Source organism: Vibrio sp. T11.5 (assembly GCF_027587155.1).
Lineage (GTDB): Bacteria > Pseudomonadota > Gammaproteobacteria > Enterobacterales > Vibrionaceae > Vibrio > Vibrio neptunius.
In genome coordinates, this window is sequence record NZ_JAPPTP010000034.1 from 23,951 (window position 1) to 41,648 (window position 17,698).

21 protein-coding genes are annotated in these 17,698 nt (G+C 46.4%); 4 read left to right on the plus strand and 17 right to left on the minus strand.

The window, feature by feature from the left end:
- Window positions 1-67: 67 nt before the first annotated feature.
- Window positions 68-340: an oxidative damage protection protein gene (locus OH455_RS21685; RefSeq protein ID WP_206371910.1), complete on the minus strand. Its 273-nt coding sequence runs from the start codon at window positions 338-340 to the stop codon at window positions 68-70.
- 20 nt (window positions 341-360) lie between these two features.
- Window positions 361-1,416 (minus strand): A/G-specific adenine glycosylase, encoded by a 1,056-nt coding sequence (gene mutY / locus OH455_RS21690; RefSeq protein WP_269982771.1) that lies wholly within the window; start codon window positions 1,414-1,416, stop codon window positions 361-363.
- Window positions 1,417-1,603: 187 nt separating this feature from the next.
- Here mutY and trmB point away from each other — a divergent pair, with 187 nt between their 5' ends.
- Window positions 1,604-2,323 (plus strand): tRNA (guanosine(46)-N7)-methyltransferase TrmB, encoded by a 720-nt coding sequence (gene trmB, locus OH455_RS21695; protein ID WP_269982761.1) that lies wholly within the window; start codon window positions 1,604-1,606, stop codon window positions 2,321-2,323.
- A 100-nt stretch (window positions 2,324-2,423) separates the two neighbouring features.
- Window positions 2,424-3,344: a glutaminase B gene (gene glsB / locus OH455_RS21700; protein ID WP_045977380.1), complete on the plus strand. Its 921-nt coding sequence runs from the start codon at window positions 2,424-2,426 to the stop codon at window positions 3,342-3,344.
- Between the two features lie 267 nt (window positions 3,345-3,611).
- On the opposite strand, the gene hemW is transcribed toward glsB, so the two are convergent.
- The 7 genes from hemW to OH455_RS21735 all read right to left on the minus strand — a co-directional run bounded on the left by hemW (window position 3,612) and on the right by OH455_RS21735 (window position 8,506).
- The gene (hemW, locus tag OH455_RS21705; protein WP_269982762.1) at window positions 3,612-4,787 is read right to left on the minus strand and encodes a radical SAM family heme chaperone HemW; all 1,176 of its coding nucleotides are present in this window, start codon (window positions 4,785-4,787) and stop codon (window positions 3,612-3,614) included.
- Window positions 4,787-5,389: an XTP/dITP diphosphatase gene (locus OH455_RS21710; RefSeq protein WP_019277254.1), complete on the minus strand. Its 603-nt coding sequence runs from the start codon at window positions 5,387-5,389 to the stop codon at window positions 4,787-4,789. The genes hemW and OH455_RS21710 overlap by 1 nt, the downstream gene beginning before the upstream one ends.
- 39 nt (window positions 5,390-5,428) lie before the next feature.
- Complete coding sequence (locus OH455_RS21715; protein ID WP_269982763.1) at window positions 5,429-5,860, minus strand: DUF4426 domain-containing protein; 432 nt, start codon at window positions 5,858-5,860, stop codon at window positions 5,429-5,431.
- A gap of 196 nt (window positions 5,861-6,056) precedes the next feature.
- Window positions 6,057-6,347, minus strand: a complete 291-nt coding sequence (yggU, locus tag OH455_RS21720) for a DUF167 family protein YggU (RefSeq protein WP_045977374.1) — start codon at window positions 6,345-6,347, stop codon at window positions 6,057-6,059.
- Window positions 6,348-6,905 (minus strand): YggT family protein, encoded by a 558-nt coding sequence (locus tag OH455_RS21725; protein WP_045977373.1) that lies wholly within the window; start codon window positions 6,903-6,905, stop codon window positions 6,348-6,350.
- Window positions 6,906-6,943: 38 nt separating this feature from the next.
- Window positions 6,944-7,762, minus strand: a complete 819-nt coding sequence (gene proC / locus OH455_RS21730) for a pyrroline-5-carboxylate reductase (protein ID WP_269982764.1) — start codon at window positions 7,760-7,762, stop codon at window positions 6,944-6,946.
- Window positions 7,763-7,789: 27 nt separating this feature from the next.
- Complete coding sequence (locus tag OH455_RS21735) at window positions 7,790-8,506, minus strand: YggS family pyridoxal phosphate-dependent enzyme (RefSeq protein ID WP_269982765.1); 717 nt, start codon at window positions 8,504-8,506, stop codon at window positions 7,790-7,792.
- A 24-nt stretch (window positions 8,507-8,530) separates the two neighbouring features.
- Between OH455_RS21735 and OH455_RS21740 the strand changes: the two genes are divergently transcribed.
- A complete protein-coding gene (locus tag OH455_RS21740) occupies window positions 8,531-9,568 on the plus strand; it encodes a type IV pilus twitching motility protein PilT (RefSeq protein ID WP_045977370.1) in 1,038 nt (345 codons plus the stop codon).
- Between the two features lie 11 nt (window positions 9,569-9,579).
- Window positions 9,580-10,686 (plus strand): PilT/PilU family type 4a pilus ATPase, encoded by a 1,107-nt coding sequence (locus OH455_RS21745; RefSeq protein ID WP_269982772.1) that lies wholly within the window; start codon window positions 9,580-9,582, stop codon window positions 10,684-10,686.
- A gap of 244 nt (window positions 10,687-10,930) precedes the next feature.
- Here OH455_RS21745 and ruvX read toward each other — a convergent pair whose 3' ends face one another.
- From ruvX to metK, 8 genes are all read right to left on the minus strand, one after another.
- Window positions 10,931-11,356 (minus strand): Holliday junction resolvase RuvX, encoded by a 426-nt coding sequence (gene ruvX / locus OH455_RS21750; protein WP_206371904.1) that lies wholly within the window; start codon window positions 11,354-11,356, stop codon window positions 10,931-10,933.
- A gap of 18 nt (window positions 11,357-11,374) precedes the next feature.
- A complete protein-coding gene (locus OH455_RS21755; RefSeq protein WP_019277262.1) occupies window positions 11,375-11,938 on the minus strand; it encodes a YqgE/AlgH family protein in 564 nt (187 codons plus the stop codon).
- Window positions 11,939-11,994: 56 nt separating this feature from the next.
- Window positions 11,995-12,945 carry a glutathione synthase gene (gshB, locus tag OH455_RS21760; protein ID WP_269982766.1) on the minus strand — a complete coding sequence of 317 codons (951 nt, stop codon included), beginning with the start codon at window positions 12,943-12,945 and terminating at the stop codon, window positions 11,995-11,997.
- A gap of 13 nt (window positions 12,946-12,958) precedes the next feature.
- A complete protein-coding gene (gene rsmE / locus OH455_RS21765; RefSeq protein WP_269982767.1) occupies window positions 12,959-13,690 on the minus strand; it encodes a 16S rRNA (uracil(1498)-N(3))-methyltransferase in 732 nt (243 codons plus the stop codon).
- 108 nt (window positions 13,691-13,798) lie between these two features.
- Entirely contained in the window at window positions 13,799-14,503 is a 705-nt protein-coding gene (gene endA / locus OH455_RS21770) for a deoxyribonuclease I (protein ID WP_269982768.1), read from the minus strand.
- Between the two features lie 78 nt (window positions 14,504-14,581).
- Window positions 14,582-15,079 carry a SprT family zinc-dependent metalloprotease gene (locus OH455_RS21775; RefSeq protein ID WP_269982769.1) on the minus strand — a complete coding sequence of 166 codons (498 nt, stop codon included), beginning with the start codon at window positions 15,077-15,079 and terminating at the stop codon, window positions 14,582-14,584.
- Window positions 15,080-15,144: 65 nt separating this feature from the next.
- Window positions 15,145-15,939, minus strand: coding sequence for a DUF2189 domain-containing protein (locus OH455_RS21780; protein ID WP_269982770.1), 795 nt, complete (start codon window positions 15,937-15,939; stop codon window positions 15,145-15,147).
- 276 nt (window positions 15,940-16,215) lie between these two features.
- Window positions 16,216-17,370 (minus strand): methionine adenosyltransferase, encoded by a 1,155-nt coding sequence (gene metK, locus OH455_RS21785; RefSeq protein WP_045978019.1) that lies wholly within the window; start codon window positions 17,368-17,370, stop codon window positions 16,216-16,218.
- Window positions 17,371-17,698 lie beyond the last annotated feature (328 nt).

A 17,698-nucleotide genomic window follows, 5' to 3' on the forward strand; every position in this document is an offset into this window, starting at 1 on the left:
CTAAAAAAATGACATCAAAGCAGCGCAATGATGTCATTCTCTCTATCCTTGACCTGTAGGGCAAATTTTATTCGCTTGGTGGCGTGTAGCCTTCGATATGGACATCTTTACCTTCAAACAGGAAGTTGACCATTTCGGTTTCGATTAATTTACGGTGCTCAGGATCCATCATGTTGAGCTTTTTCTCGTTGATCAGCATCGTTTGCTTGTGTTGCCACTCTGCCCAAGCTTGTTTAGAAATATTGTCAAAAATACGCTTACCTAGTTCACCAGGGTACAGTTGAAAGTCCAGACCTTCTGCGTCTTTTTTCAGTCGAGCACAAAATACAGTGCGGCTCATAACGACTCCTTAGAGTTAAATTAATGTTGAAGTTCGAAAGGCAGGCTTTCCAGTAGTTGTTTTACCGGAGCGGCTAAACCTATCTCTTCAGGTTGCGATAAGTTATACCAAAGACCTTTGTTTGCTTCCATCACCACATCAGGTTGCTTTGATAGGTCTACCAAAATTGGTGTGATATCGAGGTGGTAGTGGCTAAAGGTGTGGCGAAAAGCAATCAACGTTTCATGGCGTTGAATGTCTTGGTCAAGAACACCACGTATTGTCAGTTGATGATCGAGTTGTGCTTCAAAATGTTCTGGAAAGCAGAATAGCCCGCCCCAGATACCTGATTGTGGACGTTGCTCCAGCCATACATGCCCTTGGTGATGCAGCATAATAAACCAGGTTTCTTTGACAGGTTTTTCTTTTTTCGGCTTCTTTCCCGGGTAATCAAGAGGGTTACCTTGTTTGTAGGCGGTACAAAAGGAAGATACTGGGCACAGTGTACACTTGGGCTTGCTGCGAGTGCACACCATGGCTCCCATATCCATCATGGCCTGATTGTACTTATCGACATCGGTATCGGGAGTATGTTCTTCAGCATGCTGCCAAAGCTGATTTTCGACTTTCTTTTGTCCCGGCCAGCCTTCAACAGCAAAACTGCGCGCCAGTGTGCGCTTCACATTGCCGTCTAAAATTGCGTGTGGCTGTTTATAGACAGATGACAACACCGCCGCTGCGGTAGAACGGCCTATACCCGGCAGGGCGTTCATCTGTTCAATATCGATAGGAAACTCCCCCTGATACTGCTCTGCAACGATCTTCGCGGCTTTATGTAAGTTACGTGCTCGCGCGTAGTAGCCGAGCCCTGTCCATAGGTGAAGCACTTCATCTTGCTCTGCATTGGCAAGGTCGACGACAGTCGGGAAGCGTTCGAGAAAGCGCTGGTAATAAGGGATAACGGTAGTGACCTGAGTCTGCTGAAGCATGATCTCAGATAACCAAACGCTATACGCGGTTTTATCTTGTTGCCACGGAAGGCTTTTTCTTCCGTAGTCTTCATACCATTCTAAGATGGCTCTAGCAAAAGGAGTCACGACTTGCTCTGTAATATTATATTTGTTGAGTGAGCTAAAATTGCACCACATAAACTGTCTAAAGTACAACCGATAAAGAGTAAGGGTTTATTCTGCGAGAAATGGCCTAAAATACTTGCACCAATGTCGATTCTTTGGATAATCACAATCCCTTTAAGTCGAGAGCAATTTTTAGACAGGCAGAATCATGAGTGAAGTGACCACCAACGAATACAATGAAGACGGTAAATTGATACGCAAAGTGCGCAGCTTTGTGCGTCGTGAAGGCCGTTTGACCAAAGGTCAGGAAAGCGCAATGAATGAATGCTGGCCGACAATGGGTATTGATTACCAAGAAAAGCTTCTTGATTGGAAAGAAGTATTTGGCAATGACAACCCTGTGGTACTGGAAATTGGCTTTGGTATGGGGGCGTCTCTGGTTGAGATGGCGAAAAATGCGCCTGAGAAGAACTTCCTTGGTATCGAAGTTCACAGCCCTGGTGTGGGTGCGTGTCTTGCTGATGCACGTGAAGCTGGCCTGACCAATCTGCGAGTGATGTGTCACGATGCGGTTGAAGTATTTGCCCACATGATCCCAGACAGCAGCCTAGCAACACTGCAATTATTCTTCCCAGACCCATGGCACAAGAAGCGCCACCACAAGCGCCGTATTGTGCAGCTAGAGTTTGCTGAGATGGTACGCCAGAAACTGAAGGTTGATGATGGCATCTTCCATATGGCGACAGATTGGGAAAATTACGCAGAGCACATGATTGAAGTGATGAATCAAGCGCCTGGATATGAGAACATCGCCGAGGATGGTGACTTTGTTCCACGTCCGGAAGATCGTCCTCTGACCAAGTTTGAAGCACGTGGTCACCGTTTAGGTCACGGAGTATGGGACATTAAGTTTAAGCGTGTTAGCTAAGTCACCGCGAAATAAAAGCGAATGAGAAGGCCAACATTTTTGATGTTGGCTTTTTTGACCCTACAAGAAAAATAATAAGCCTTTGAAAGATAGGTAAGTAATGAAACCGACAAAAGAAATTTTAGCCGACATCCTGCAAGAGGTCAGGCCGCTTATCGGTCAGGGAAAAGTAGCCGATTATATTCCAGCGTTGGCAAAAGTACCGGCTAATAAACTGGCAATAGCTGTCTTTACCAATAAGGGAGAAGTGATCAAAGCCGGTGATGCCGACGAGCCTTTTTCTATTCAGTCCATTTCTAAAGCGTTGAGTTTGACGTTAGCAATGGGCTTATATACCCCTAATGAGATTTGGGCGCGGGTAGGTAAGGAACCTTCTGGTCAGGCATTTAACTCTCTTATTCAGCTTGAGATGGAGCAGGGCATTCCACGGAACCCTTTCATTAATGCTGGGGCAATAGTGGTTGCCGATTTGCTGCAAAGTCGCTTGTCTGCACCGAGACAACGCTTGCTGGAATTTGTCCGTCAACTGTCGGGCGATACTCATATCTGTTATGACAAAATAGTCGCTGCATCTGAGATGATGCACAGCGATCGCAACGCGGCGATTGCTTATCTGATGCGCTCTTTTGGCAACTTTGACAATGATGTTATACCAGTACTGAATAACTACTTTCATGCGTGTGCTTTGAAGATGAGCTGCGTCGATTTAGCGAAAACATTCAGCTATCTGGCTAACAAAGGTACTTCAGTGCAAACCGGTAAGCCTGTGGTGACGCCTACCCAAACCAAGCAGCTTAACGCTTTGCTGGCAACGTGTGGTTTGTATGATGGCGCTGGTGAATTCGCCTACCGAGTCGGTATGCCAGGTAAGTCTGGTGTTGGTGGCGGGATTATTGCTATCGTACCGGGGGAGATGACGATTGCGGTTTGGTCTCCAGAGCTCGACCCTTCAGGTAACTCGTTAGCGGGAACTAAAGCGCTAGAATTGTTAGCAGAGCGAATTGGGCGATCGATTTTTTAGAGATCCTCGGAACGCTTTGCTTCGAGATCGGGCTTCGCCCTTCGAGAGCATCTCCGTGCTATTAATCGGTCATTCCATAGAGTGACGAAGGAGCGAGTAGGGAATCTCATTGAGAGTTCGATTCGCTTCAAGAGATCCCCAACTCATTCGTCCCTTGCTCTTGAGGATGACAAAAAATAAAGGGTTGGCGCAAAATGCCAACCCTATAAATGCTCTCACTCTCCACAGGACGAAGTCCGTTCCCGTCTCTCGTCTCCTATTTACGCTCTACTCTTCCGCCATAAAGGCTTCGAGCAAATCATTAAGGAACAGCTTTCCTTTTTCTGTGATTTGCCAATGCGTATCAGACTCACTGAGGTATTGCATCTCTTTCGCCCAGTCGATGGTTTCCTGAATCGATTCAAAACCCAAGCCAGTTGTATCTAAGAAGTCTTGCTTAGGACAGGCTTCCATCAAACGGAACCGGTTCATAAAGAATTCGAAAGGGCGATCTTCGCTAGCGACATCGGCTTCACTGTCTAGGTAGGGTTTCACCATATTCTGATAAGCTGCCAGATAGCCTCTCGGGTGCTTGACCTTGGTTGTACGGATGATCCGTCCATCAGCGAAACTGAGTTTGCCATGCGAGCCACAACCAATGCCGAGATAGTCACCAAAACGCCAATAGTTGAGATTATGTTGGCATTGATATTCTGGCTTGCTGTAGCCGGAGATTTCGTACTGAACGTAACCCGCTTCAGACAGCTTTTGGTGGCCGAGTTCAAAAATGTCCCACAAGTCATCATCGTCGGGTAGAACAGGTGGCTTGTAGTGAAACATGGTGTTAGGTTCAATAGTGAGCTGATACCACGAAAGATGTGGCGGGTTAAGCTCAATCGCCTTCTCCAGATCCGCGAGGGCTTGCTCTACGGTTTGGTCCGGTAGACCGTGCATTAAATCAAGATTAAAGCTATTTAAACCAATCTTGTGCGCCAGTTTCGCGGCATTGACGGCTTCATCTTGACCATGGATGCGCCCAAGACGTTCGAGCTTCTGCTGTTCGAAGCTCTGCACACCAATCGAAATTCTCGTCACACCAGCTTTACGGTACCCAGCGAAGCGCTCCGCTTCAATCGTGCCTGGATTCGCTTCCATGGTGATTTCAATGTCGTCTTTAAACGCGATTCTTTTTTCTATGCCAGCAAGTAAATCAGCGATTCCTTGCGCTGAGATGAGACTTGGGGTTCCTCCACCAATAAATATGGAGTGGAGTGCCCGTGGGTTGGTTTTAAGCTGATAACGCTCGATATCAGTATCAAGGTCCTCCAGCAGAGCAGCGATGTACTCTTGCTCTGGGATGTCGGCTTTTAACGCGTGCGAGTTAAAGTCGCAATACGGGCATTTTTGTACACACCAAGGGATGTGGACATAAAGACTCAGCGCTGGTGGAATCAATTGGCTCATTATTGCTGCTCAGAAAGTGTCGCAAACAGCTGCTTAAGCGCTTTACCACGGTGAGAAAGTTGCTTTTTACGTGTTGGTTCAAGCTCTGCTGAAGCACAGTTATCTTCTGGAACAAAGAAAACCGGATCGTAACCAAAACCATTGTCGCCCTGAGCTTCAGTCAGAATACGGCCTTCCCACTTACCGTGGCAGACGATCGGCGTTGGATCTAATTCGTGACGCATTAGGACTAATACACAATGGAAGCGTGCGGTACGTTGCTCCTGCGGAACGCCCTGCATTGCATCCAGCAGTTTTTCTAGGTTTTGCTGGTCACTCGCGTCTTCTCCGGCATAACGTGCAGAGTAGATGCCTGGGGCCCCTTTCAGGAAGTCAACTTCAAGACCTGAATCGTCGGCAATGGCCGCCAATCCAGTTTCTTTCGCTGCATGACGCGCCTTAATGATGGCGTTTTCAATAAATGTTGTGCCAGTTTCAGCAACTTCTGAGACATTAAATTCGCTTTGTGCCACAACATCGAAACCAAAATCTGCCAGCAGATCGGCCATCTCACGAACCTTGCCCTGATTACCTGTCGCTAGGACAATTTTTTGTGCATTCATAATCTTGTTTGTGCCTATATTGAGAAGGGTATTTAGCCGTTACTCTTCCACATAAAATTTCTGGGTGAACTTTAATCTGCCCGTACCTTTATTACCAGCATTAACATCGATATTGAATGTTAGGTTTTCCTCTTCTGAAATAGGGAATTCAGCGAGGTAATAAATCGCAGAGCCTTCTTTTACTTCGCGAAACTCAAGTGTCTTAGTTTGGCCGATTAAGTTTTTCGCGCTGCCACTAACTTTAGCGTTAATCGCTGGTTTACCAGCCTGATAATTGTCTAACACGCTGATATTAATGATTGCAGAGTAGCCGTTTCGTTTCAGCTCATAGCTACGCGCGACTTGCGGGGTTAGGAACGTGGAGTTAAATGCGGAGTAGTGAACTTCGACATCTTTGATGGTTTTAAACTGACCTGCCCATGCGGGTAGAGCTAAAAGACTGGCCAGCGCTAACGTGATCCATTTTTTCATGATGCTTCCTTAATGGCTTACTACAGAGGAAAAGAGCAGCGTAAATGATATCGCTACCTACTTGTTGTTTTTACGCCTGATCATACGTTTGGATCCTTACTCTGTGAAGGTTTTTAGATGACCAATGGCGATTATACTGTGCTTTTGATGTGAAGTATTGAGAGGGCACTTTTCGTGATTCGAACAATAAAGGCCATCACAAGATGGCCTTTATTGTTTCGGGTATATGGGCCGGGGACTGGATTCGGACTTGTTTATGTCGCCCTAGTTCCCCTTTCTCTATGGTGATTAGCCCTTTGGCTACTTTGAACTGTTTGGACAGATATTTGCTCAAGTGAGCGTTGGCTTTTCCGTCTACAGGTGGGGCGGTAATTGCGATTTTGATTTCATCACCATGCAGCCCAATCAGCCTATCTCTGCTCGCCTTGGGCTGAATGTAGAGCCTGAGTAGCAGATCATCACCTTCTAACCAAACGGCTTTTGCCATTTATAGCTGGAACCAGATAGGCCCAATCATGTCACCCATCAGGAAGTTCGCGAACTGAAGGCCAATAAATAGAACCAGTACGCTAAGGTCAAACCCACCCATTGCTGGAATTACGCGGCGGATAGGCGCTAACATAGGCTCTGTAAGCTGATGGAAGACATATTCAATCGGGCTGCGGCCTTGGCTGACCCAGCTTAGGATGGCTCGGATAAGCAGTACCCAGAATAGCAAGCCACCTGCCGCTTTAATCAGTGATAGCAGGCCGAGGAAGAAGAATTCTGCACTGAATGACACCGAGCCACCTGAGGCAACCAAGATCAGAGTGACAAATTTCAGCACACATAGCACATAAGCAAACAGTACTGTTGCCAAATCAATGCTGCCTATCGAAGGGACAACTCTGCGCAGTGGTGCAACAACGGGTTGAGTTGCTTTGACGATAAACTGTGAGAATGGGTTGTAGAAATCTGCTCGCGCAGCTTGCAGCCAAATCCGCAAGATCACCACCATGATGTAGAGATCAAACAGGGTGGAAATCAGAAAATTCATTGAATTCATAGGTTACCCTTTGTTCGTAGAGCCAAGGCTCAATCTAATTAAAACTGTTTTTCCATTTCTTCAGCACGAGCTACTGCGGCTTGCATCGCTTTTGCTACTATATCTGAAAGTTGGTGTTCGTTGAATGTGCGTAACGCTTCCGCCGTTGTACCGCCTTTTGAGGTGACATTTTTACGCAGTGTTGATAGTTCTGTTTCTGGATTGCCGACGACCATACTGGCGGCTCCTAAGGCTGATTGCTGCACTAACAGGCGGGCTGTCTCTTTATCAAAACCTTGGGCAATGGCTTCAGCTTGCATCGCTTCCATAAAGCGGAAGAAGTAAGCCGGAGCGCTGCCAGCAGCTGCAATGATGCTGTTGATGCCTGATTCTTGTTCTACCCAGCAAACTTTGCCGCATGACTCCATTAGTTCAGCTGAAAAGGCTTTATCTTGCTGTGAAACGTGCGCTGGAGCATACAAGCCACTCATTCCCAAACCAAGCTGAGATGGCGTGTTTGGCATAACGCGAACGATGTTTAGGTTGTGATTCAGCATTTCACATAGGCGCTGGCTACTTATCCCTGCGGCAATAGAAATGACCAATTTGCCTGACCAGTCGATGGATTGAAGCGGTTTACATACCTCTTCCATCATTTGTGGTTTCACAGAAAGGACGACCACCTCAGCCTCGCTGGCAGCGGCTATATTGTCGCTGGTGGTCTTAATGGAATAATCTTGCTCCAACGGCAGGCGTCGTGTCTCAGATGGGGCTGTCGCCGTGAGCATGTCAGCAGGATAACCGCCTGACACTAAACCAGAGACGATAGCCTTGACCATGTTGCCTGCGCCGATAAAGGCAATTTTCTTGTGTTCCATTGGTTGTGTTCTTCCTGTTATTGCTGATTAAGCTTTATTGCTGTAGTTGCGAGCACCGAAAATAGCGGTTCCGATTCGGACCATAGTCGTTCCCGCTTCAATTGCGGCTTCCATATCGCCACTCATGCCCATCGAAAGTGTGTCGAGATTGAGCTCTGGGTAACGTTGCGCCAATCGGTTTTTCAGCTCTGCCAAATGGTTAAAGGCTGTAAGTTGCGACTGATAGTCTGAAACGTTGGCCGGGATAGACATCAATCCTCTTAACGTGAGGTTTGGCAAAGAAGAAATCAACTCTGCCAAAGCAAAGATTTCGTCATCACTGGCGCCAGATTTAGAGCTTTCACTGCTGGTATTGACCTGAATAAGCACCTGTAGCGGCGCCATTTCTTGAGGCCTTTGATCATTGAGTCTCTGCGCAATCTTAGCGCGATCAACAGTATGCACCCAGGCAAAGCTTTCCGCGACATGGCGTGTTTTATTGGACTGAATTGGACCAATAAAGTGCCATTCTAGGGCTAGTTCAGGGTGGTTTTCAGCGAAATACGCAACTTTATCAACGCCTTCCTGTACGTAATTCTCGCCAAAAGCGACCTGACCAGCACGAGCTGCTTCTAAAATCGCGTCAAACGGTTTGGTTTTACTCACCGCCAGAAGTTGCACTGAGCCTAGAGGGCGTCCACACTTTTGTTGTGCCGCTTCAATCTGTGAGGTGATCTGTTCAATATTTTGTTGAATACTACTCATAGCTAACTTTATTAAGGATTTTAAATGGATATCGCTGAATTACTGGATTTTAGTGTAAAGCATAATGCTTCAGATCTACATCTTTCTGCTGGTGTATCTCCTATGGTACGCATTGATGGTGAAGTAAGAAAGCTTGGCGTACCAGCGTTCAACCATTCCGAAGTGCATCGTTTGGTGTTTGAAATTATGAACGATGCTCAGCGTAGCGAATTTGAAGAACGTCTCGAAGTCGACTTTTCTTTTGCACTTCCTGACGTAGGCCGCTTTAGGGTCAACGCGTTTAACCAATCTCGTGGTTGTGCGGCCGTATTTCGTACCATTCCAACCGATATTCCGACTTTAGAGCAGCTAGCAGCGCCGTCGATCTTTGAAAATATCGCCAATATGGAAAAAGGATTAATCTTGGTCACTGGGCCAACGGGCTCAGGTAAATCGACGACTCTGGCTGCAATGGTGGATCATATTAATCGCAACCACAACAAACATATTCTGACTATTGAAGATCCGATTGAGTTTGTGCACACCAATAACAAATGTCTGATCAACCAGCGTGAAGTTCACAATGATACCCATAGTTTTAATAACGCGCTGCGCAGTGCATTGCGTGAAGATCCCGATGTCATTTTAGTCGGTGAGCTACGCGATCAGGAAACGATCAGTCTAGCGCTGACCGCTGCTGAAACTGGCCACTTGGTATTTGGTACTTTGCACACCAGTTCGGCGGCGAAAACGATCGATCGGATCATTGATGTTTTCCCTGGTAGCGACAAAGGCATGGTGCGTTCCATGCTCTCTGAGTCTCTGCGTGCGGTGATTGCGCAGAAATTACTCAAGCGCATTGGCGGCGGGAGAACCGCTTGTCATGAAATCATGATGGCAACGCCTGCTATTCGTAATCTGATCCGCGAAGACAAAGTCGCGCAAATGCAGTCTGTGATTCAGACTGGTGCGGCGCATGGTATGCAAACCATGGAGCAGCACTCCAAACAGTTGATTGCTCAAGGTCTGGTTGATGCAGAAGAAGTGTCGAAGAAAATTGAAGTTGAGCAAGGTCTGTTCTGAGAGAGGTCATGATGGATATCAATGCTTACCTGCAAGGCATGCTGACTGAGAAAGCGTCAGACTTATACATCACTGTTGGTGCGCCGATACTTTATCGTGTTGATGGTGAGTTGAAGCCGTATGGAGAGAGCTTATCGGAAGCCGAAGTGCTGATGCTACTCCACAGCACCATGGATGAAGAGCGCCAGAGTGACTATAGCCACAGTCGAGAAGCGAACTTTGCCGTAGTGCGGGATTTTGGTCGCTTTCGTGTGTCCGCTTTCTACCAGCGTGAATTACCCGGTGCGGTGATTCGTAGAATCGAAACAACCATACCCACATTTGATGACCTAAAACTGCCCGAAACTCTGAAAGATCTTTCCATCGCCAAGCGCGGCTTGGTGTTAGTTGTGGGTGCCACAGGTTCCGGTAAATCCACAACAATGGCAGCGATGACGGGCTATCGAAATACTGAGCGCAGCGGGCATATTCTAACAGTTGAAGACCCGATTGAGTTTGTCCACGAGCATCAGAAGTGCATCGTCACACAACGTGAGGTTGGCTTAGACACGGAAAGTTATGAAGTCGCACTGAAGAACTCATTGCGTCAGGCTCCTGATATGATCTTGATCGGTGAGATCCGCTCGCGAGAGACCATGGAATACGCGATGACATTCGCCGAAACGGGGCATCTGTGTATGGCGACGTTGCATGCTAATAATGCTAATCAAGCTTTGGAAAGGATCCTGCACCTTGTACCGAAAGAGCAAAAAGAGCAGTTTCTGTTTGATCTCTCCATGAACCTTAAAGGTGTTATCGGCCAGCAGTTGATTCGAGATAAAAACGGCCAAGGTCGTCATGGTGTATTTGAAGTCTTAATCAACAGTCCACGAGTATCGGATCTTATTCGCCGCGGGGACTTGCATGAACTCAAATCCACTATGGCGAAATCTCAGGAAATGGGTATGCAGACGTTTGATCAGGCGCTTTATCAACTGGTAGTAAATGATAAAATTACTGAAGAAGATGCGCTGCACAGTGCAGACTCTGCCAATGATTTGCGCCTAATGCTTAAAACACAACGTGGTGATGTGTCTAGCTCCGGTTCACTCAGTGGCGTTAAGATTGATATGGACTAACATCCTCTTCATGTTTGGAGTATGTCTTGTAAATCTACAGTACTACTCCATAGAACGACGAAGGGAGTGTTACGTCATTCCATAGAGCGACGAAGGAGAGAGTAGGGAATCTCTAAAGGTTTTCTAGTTGTTGTAAAAGCTCCCCAACTCGTTCGTCCCTCACTCTTGAGGGGGACGATTTAACTGATTGAAATAAAAAGGGGGTGATGCTTGCACATCACCCCTTTTAGTATGTTATTGCTTACTAGTCGCCGTATTGCGCTTCAAACCAACTTTCTAAAATGACTACCGCAGATTGGCAATCAACATTGCCTTTGCTCAAGGCTTTATAGCCACCCATTTCGAATAGATCTGCGCGTGCTTCCGTTGTAGAAAGCCTTTCATCATGGAGCTCTACAGGTAGACCAAATCGGCCATGCAGACGATTAGCAAACTTTTTCGCTCTAGGAGTAATAGTTTCCAGATCTTTGCCGTGAAGGTCTGTTGGCAAACCGACAACCAGTAGATTTGGCTGCCACTCTTTGATCTGCTTTTCAATATCGTCCCAGCTGGGAATGCCATCGTTGGCTTTAAAGGCTTTCAGCGGTGATGCCGTGCCTGTAATCTCCTGACCAATGGCACTGCCAATACTTTTAGTGCCAAAGTCAAAAGCCATAATTGTTCTAGACATAAATTATCAGTGATGAGGTTATGCGTGACCAATATCGCTGGACAGTTGAGACGCGTCGATGCCCAGCATCTGCACGGCTTTCTGCCAACGTTCATTGATCGGTGTGTTAAACATGACATCAGGGTCGGCTTCAATCGTTAGCCAAGAGTTTTCCGAAAGCTCAATTTCCAATTGGCCTGCTTCCCAGCCAGAATAGCCTAATGCAACAATGTATTCTGGTGGTTCGGCTTCTGTACCGAGTACCGCGAGGATATCCTTCGAAGTGGTAACAGAGATACAGTCAGTCATCTGGATGCTGGATTCATAATGATCTTTCGGTTGGTGAAGAATAAACCCTCGATCTCCTGAAACTGGGCCGCCATTGAGTACAGGTTTCTCAAGGCTACCGACTTTGAGTTGAGGCTGAGTTGCTTCAACGTCGACCTGCTTGAGCATTTTACCTACTGTGATGTCGATTGGAGCATTAATCATTAAACCCATCGCGCCATCATCATTGTGTTCACATACGTAGATAACGCTGCGTTGGAAGTAGGGATCTTTCATCCCTGGCATAGCAACTAAAAAGTGGTTGGTTAAATTCATAGTTACTCCAGCGTAAAGTGGGCGGCAAGTTATCGCCCAATGATCATATGAGTAAATTACTGCTTGTTGAGGCGACGCTCTATTGCGTCCATCAATTTACCCGTAATTGAGATATCAAATGCAGCCTCGATTTCGCGAATACAGGTTGGGCTGGTTACATTTATCTCAGTTAACTTGTCACCAATGACGTCGAGACCTACAAAAATCAAACCTTTTTCCTTAAGTGTAGGCGCTACAGTCGCTGCGATCTGTTTATCTGTTTCGCTCAGAGGTCGGGCTTCACCGGTGCCGCCTGCCGCAAGGTTGCCGCGAGTTTCTCCTTTTGCCGGAATACGCGCTAGGCTATAAGGCATCGCTTCGCCGTCCACGACCAGAATTCGCTTGTCGCCGTTGCTGATGTCTGGAACGAATGTTTGTGCCATCGCATAGTTTTGACCGTGGTTAGTCAGGGTTTCGATAATCACAGAAACATTTGGATCGTTCTCTTTGACTCGAAAAATAGATGCACCACCCATGCCATCTAGTGGTTTTAAGATCACATCTCCGTGCTGTTCGCGGAATTGTTTAATCTTCTCTGCTTTGCGGGTCACGATTGTGGTTGGGGTAAGTTCAGGGAACCAAGCTGTGAAAAGCTTTTCATTACAGTCACGTAGGCTTTGAGGTTTGTTGACTATTAATGTGCCTTTCTCTTCTGCGCGCTCAAGAATGTAGGTCGCGTAGATGTACTCTGTATCAAACGGAGGATCTTTGCGCATCAAAATTGCATCAAGCTCTGACAACTCAATCGTTTGCTCTGACTTAAACTGATACCAGCCAGTTGGATCTTCTTTGAGTTCCACCACTTTAGTATCAGCAACAGCGACACCTTGGTCTAGGTGCAGATCATGCATTTCCATATAGTGGATTTCGTAGCCGCGGCGCTGCGCTTCAAGCATCATGGCAAAGCTAGAGTCTTTCTTGATATTGATGGACTCGATAGGGTCCATCACGATACCTAATTTGATCATGGTTTTTCTCCGTTTAACCAAGGTCGCCAAAGCGAACTTGAAGGGCTGTAATTGCGGTAAGAGCAGCGGTCTCTGTGCGTAATACGCGTGGGCCTAGCAGAGTCTCTTCAAATTGATATTCTCGGGTTTTCTCGATTTCTTCTGCGGATAAGCCACCTTCGGGGCCGATCAACAGGCGAACTTTCTCGACCGGATCTGGAAGCGTATTGATTGAGTATTTTGCTCTTGGGTGAAGATTGAGTTTAAGGCCATCGTAGTCTTCTGCACACCACTCATCTAACTGCATGATAGGGCGAATCTGCGGAACGATATTACGCCCACTTTGCTCGCAAGCGCTGATGGCTACTTTCTGCCATTGGGCGAGCTTTTTCTCGAAACGTTTTTGATCCAGCTTGACGCCACAACGCTCAGAAATCAATGGAGTAATGGTATTGACGCCCAACTCTACGGACTTCTGAATGGTGAACTCCATCTTTTCTCCGCGAGAAATGACCTGACCCAAATGTAAGTCCAGCGGTGACTCACTGCTACGTTCAACACGTTCAGTGATGTTCACCATGACAGACTTTTTGGTGACCTCTTCAATTACGGCAGGAAACTCGGCGCCATAGCCATCAAAAAGCAATACTTCTTGTCCAACTTTCATCCGCAAGACTCTTCCTACATGGCCGGCTGCGTCTTCGTTAAGCGCTAAACTGCCAAGTTGGGTTATAGGTTCAGGGTGATAAATTCGAGGAATTCGCATCAGCTATGTATCCGGCCAGATAATTGAGAATGAACTCCTAACATGGATGCTTTGTGCCTAAAAAACAAGGGGCAGGCTATACATATCGCCACAATTCATAAGGGGCAATTACAGAGCCTGGCATGCTTTGAAAACGAAAGGGTTATGATTGCCCTGAATCTTGAAAATTCGGTGTTCACGCTCACATTCCCATTTGTCGACTGGGTAGAGTTTATTCCAAGCTGTCATGAGTTGACTTTGTTGCTTAGATAGCTTGAATCCGTATTCCTGACTCATGTACAGATAAGTTCGAGCAATGGAGCCTTTGGCGCGGTTTGGTGGCATGGCCTTTCGCTGCTTAAAGTTGACCTGCATCTCGCATCGGCCATAAGTAACACCATTCACACCATTCCATTGACTGAAATTATAATTCGAACGATCACCGTTCACTTCACCGATGGCTGGAGTGAGGTTATGTAGGTCGGCTTCCATTGAACGAAAAACGGTGTCATTTTTGGTGCAGTTTTTTCGCCCACCAGACTGCCAACATTGAAGTTGGTGGCCAAACTGCCAGGCTGGAACAACATGCTCCCATTCGATTCTTGAGGCTCGTTTTTGCTGTTTTCTTACTTCGTAGCCACATGACTTTAAATCGGGAATACCTTTCTTTCCCTGCCAGGTAATATCACATCCACAGTAAAAGCTGGTGGGGTGATCTGCATATATTTTCAGCGCTTCTTTTTTGGCTTTCGAAAACGAAGAGGGAGGCGCAGATAGGGCCTGAAATGAAGTGATCAGTAAAGTTAAGCAAACGAAAAATACTCGAATTTTCATGTCGATAAGTATTAGGAAAGTATGACTTATCGCAGTCTACCACGCATTTTAAATTGAGTGTTATCGATGGCCACAGAGCTATGAGAGTTGTTTGCCCGTAAATACAAGACTTTGCTGACAGCTCTGACATCGGTAGCTGCTTTGTTGACGTAGGACTTTATTGTGGCGTCTGATCGTTAGCGGATAGGTTTGGCATCCGCAGCGATACTCGAATGTTTTCCCTTGTACGGAAGTAATTTCAAAACTGTGCGTAGTACGAGCAGGGATGCTGAACACGCTTTCCATGACCGATTGCCATTCTTTACCGTGGGGTCTGACTCGACCATAGACCTGATAAGTGATCAAATGGGCGATTTCATGCGGGATGACTTCATCGAAAAACGCTTGCTGATTTTCGACAAATAATACCGGATTTAGGCGAATTTCATTGAGCTGGAGGTAGGCTTTGCCCGCCGCTTTACCTCTCAGTTGGTAGCTGATAGAAGGGAAAGAAAATGAACGCTGAAAAGCATGTTGAGCCATTGTGATGTAGCGAGCGACCACTTGTTGTGCGCGATAGCAAAGCTCTATATCCAAATTCATCTCCAAAAAATTCGCCCCTTACATAAGGGGCGAATCATATACCGGATCAGAAGATAGCGCTAATGGTGCTTTTTCTTGATGGTTTCATGATAAGCGTGCCAAGTACCGTAGCCAAGGATTGGCATAGTAAACAACATGCCGATCCCGTAAGTTGCAAAGCCAATTAAGATACCGCCACAAATCAAGGCGGCCCACACTATCATCGCTGGTATATTGGATTTGACGGCGTTAAAGCTGGTAAACACAGCGGTCATCATATCAACGCGTCGTTCCATCATCAGTGGGATGGAGAAAGCTGAAATACTAAACACGATTGCAGCCAGTACTATGCCTACCAAGGAACCAATTACCAGAAATGGAAGGAACTCGGTCAATGGCGCGCCCTGAACGGACGGGTATAACGCATGAAGTAATGCTGCGATACGCATCCAGAAGATCATACACACAGCGAGCATGACAGCGAACGCCCATTGTGATGAAGAGTTACGCCCAATCGCTTTCATTGAGTGAAGTAAGCTGGCGTGATGGCCCTTTTCCCGTTCCCAACTGGCATCATAAAGCCCTAGCGCTAGGAAAGGACCTATTAGCATATATACGACTAAACTTGGCATTACGACTAAGTGTGTGCCTTGCCATTGTACTAACAGCACGATGCCAATCGCTGCCGCCATAAAACATAAGCCGTAAAAGGCACTGATCAATGGCATACGCACAAAGTCGTGCAAGCCGAGTGATAACCAGTGAAACGGCGCGGATAAACTGACGTGATTGCACGGAATAGTGCGTGCGTATTCGTTATCTGGGACTTCCTTTCGCTTTTCGTTTAAGTCTTGTGGATTCACCGTACGAGGCATACATCCTCCTTGATCGATTCTGTAATAAGTCACCCACAGGTCAATGAGTGACGTTTTGGAACTCGATGCCCGGCTTTGCGACTGGCCTAGTAAGCTGCGCATCTAACTTAGTCTGTTAAAAAGCAATTTCGGCAAAGAATTGACCTTTTAACTTATTGTTAACTATTGACCCCATGACAAAAAAATACAAATTTGTTGTTCGATTTTTGCGCACAAAAACAAAGGGCTTCTGGTTACCCAGAAGCCCTTAAATAGCAAGTTATCGCGGCAGTTTAATTACTTAATGCCAGCGAAGTCTCGAAGAAGTGATGCTTTATCAGTAGCTTCCCATGGGAATTCTTCACGACCAAAGTGGCCGTAAGCTGCTGTTTTCTTGTAGATTGGTTGAAGTAGGTTCAGCATTTCTTGTAGGCCGTATGGGCGAAGATCGAAGTGCTGGCGAACCGCTTCAACAATGATGTCTTGAGATACTTTTTCAGTACCAAAGGTTTCCACCATGATAGATGTTGGATCTGCAACACCGATTGCGTAAGAAAGCTGGATCTCACAACGATCAGCAAGGCCAGCAGCAACGATGTTTTTCGCAACGTAACGAGCAGCGTAAGCAGCAGAACGGTCAACTTTTGATGGATCTTTACCTGAGAATGCACCACCACCGTGACGAGCAGCACCACCGTATGTATCAACGATGATCTTGCGACCTGTCAGACCACAGTCACCCATTGGGCCACCGATAACAAAACGGCCAGTCGGGTTGATGAAGAAGTTGGTGTCTTTGTTTAGCCACTCTGATGGTAGAACTGGCTTGATGATCTCTTCCATAACCGCTTCACGCAGGTCTGGAGTTGAGATTGAGTCACAGTGCTGAGTCGAAAGAACGACAGCATCAATACCAACAATTTTTCCTTGGTCGTACTGGAACGTTACCTGTGATTTTGCATCAGGACGTAGCCAAGGTAGTGTGCCGTTTTTACGTACTTCCGCTTGTTTCTGCACAAGCAAATGGGAGTAAGTGATTGGGGCTGGCATTAGCACATCTGTCTCATTCGTCGCGTAACCAAACATGATGCCTTGGTCACCAGCACCTTGCTCTTTTGGATCTGATTTATCAACACCTTGGTTGATATCTGGAGACTGTTTACCAATCGTGTTTAGTACCGCACAAGAGTTTGCGTCGAAGCCCATTTCTGAGTTGACATAACCTATCTCACGAACGGTTTGACGAGTGAGCTCTTCAATGTCTACCCACGCAGACGTGGTGATCTCGCCACCTACCATTACCATGCCGGTTTTAACGTATGTCTCACACGCAACACGGGCTTTTGGATCTTGTTCAAGAATCGCATCAAGTACTGCATCAGAAATCTGGTCTGCAATCTTATCTGGATGTCCTTCTGATACCGACTCAGAAGTAAACAGGTGCTTAGCCATGTTAGCTCCACTTTAATCTGGTTATATCAGTGAATGGTTTCATCACTGACATTGAATAATATTATTGATTGTAGGTGTATCTACATCTAGACGTCTATTCTAATTTTCATTGCTCGAATTACAAGCTCTTTTTTTAATTTAATACATATCTAAACGTTTGCTTTTATAGAGTTAAATGTCACTAAGATGGATGAAAATAGAAGAAAATAAGCGAGAACCGCAAGTATTCAGACTGTAAAACGTTTGCAGAGCTTAGACGCCTTTGAGAGAATAATCGCCCATCAAAATTAGTTTTCGCTTAACGCATTCAGGAGCAGACATGTCTTCC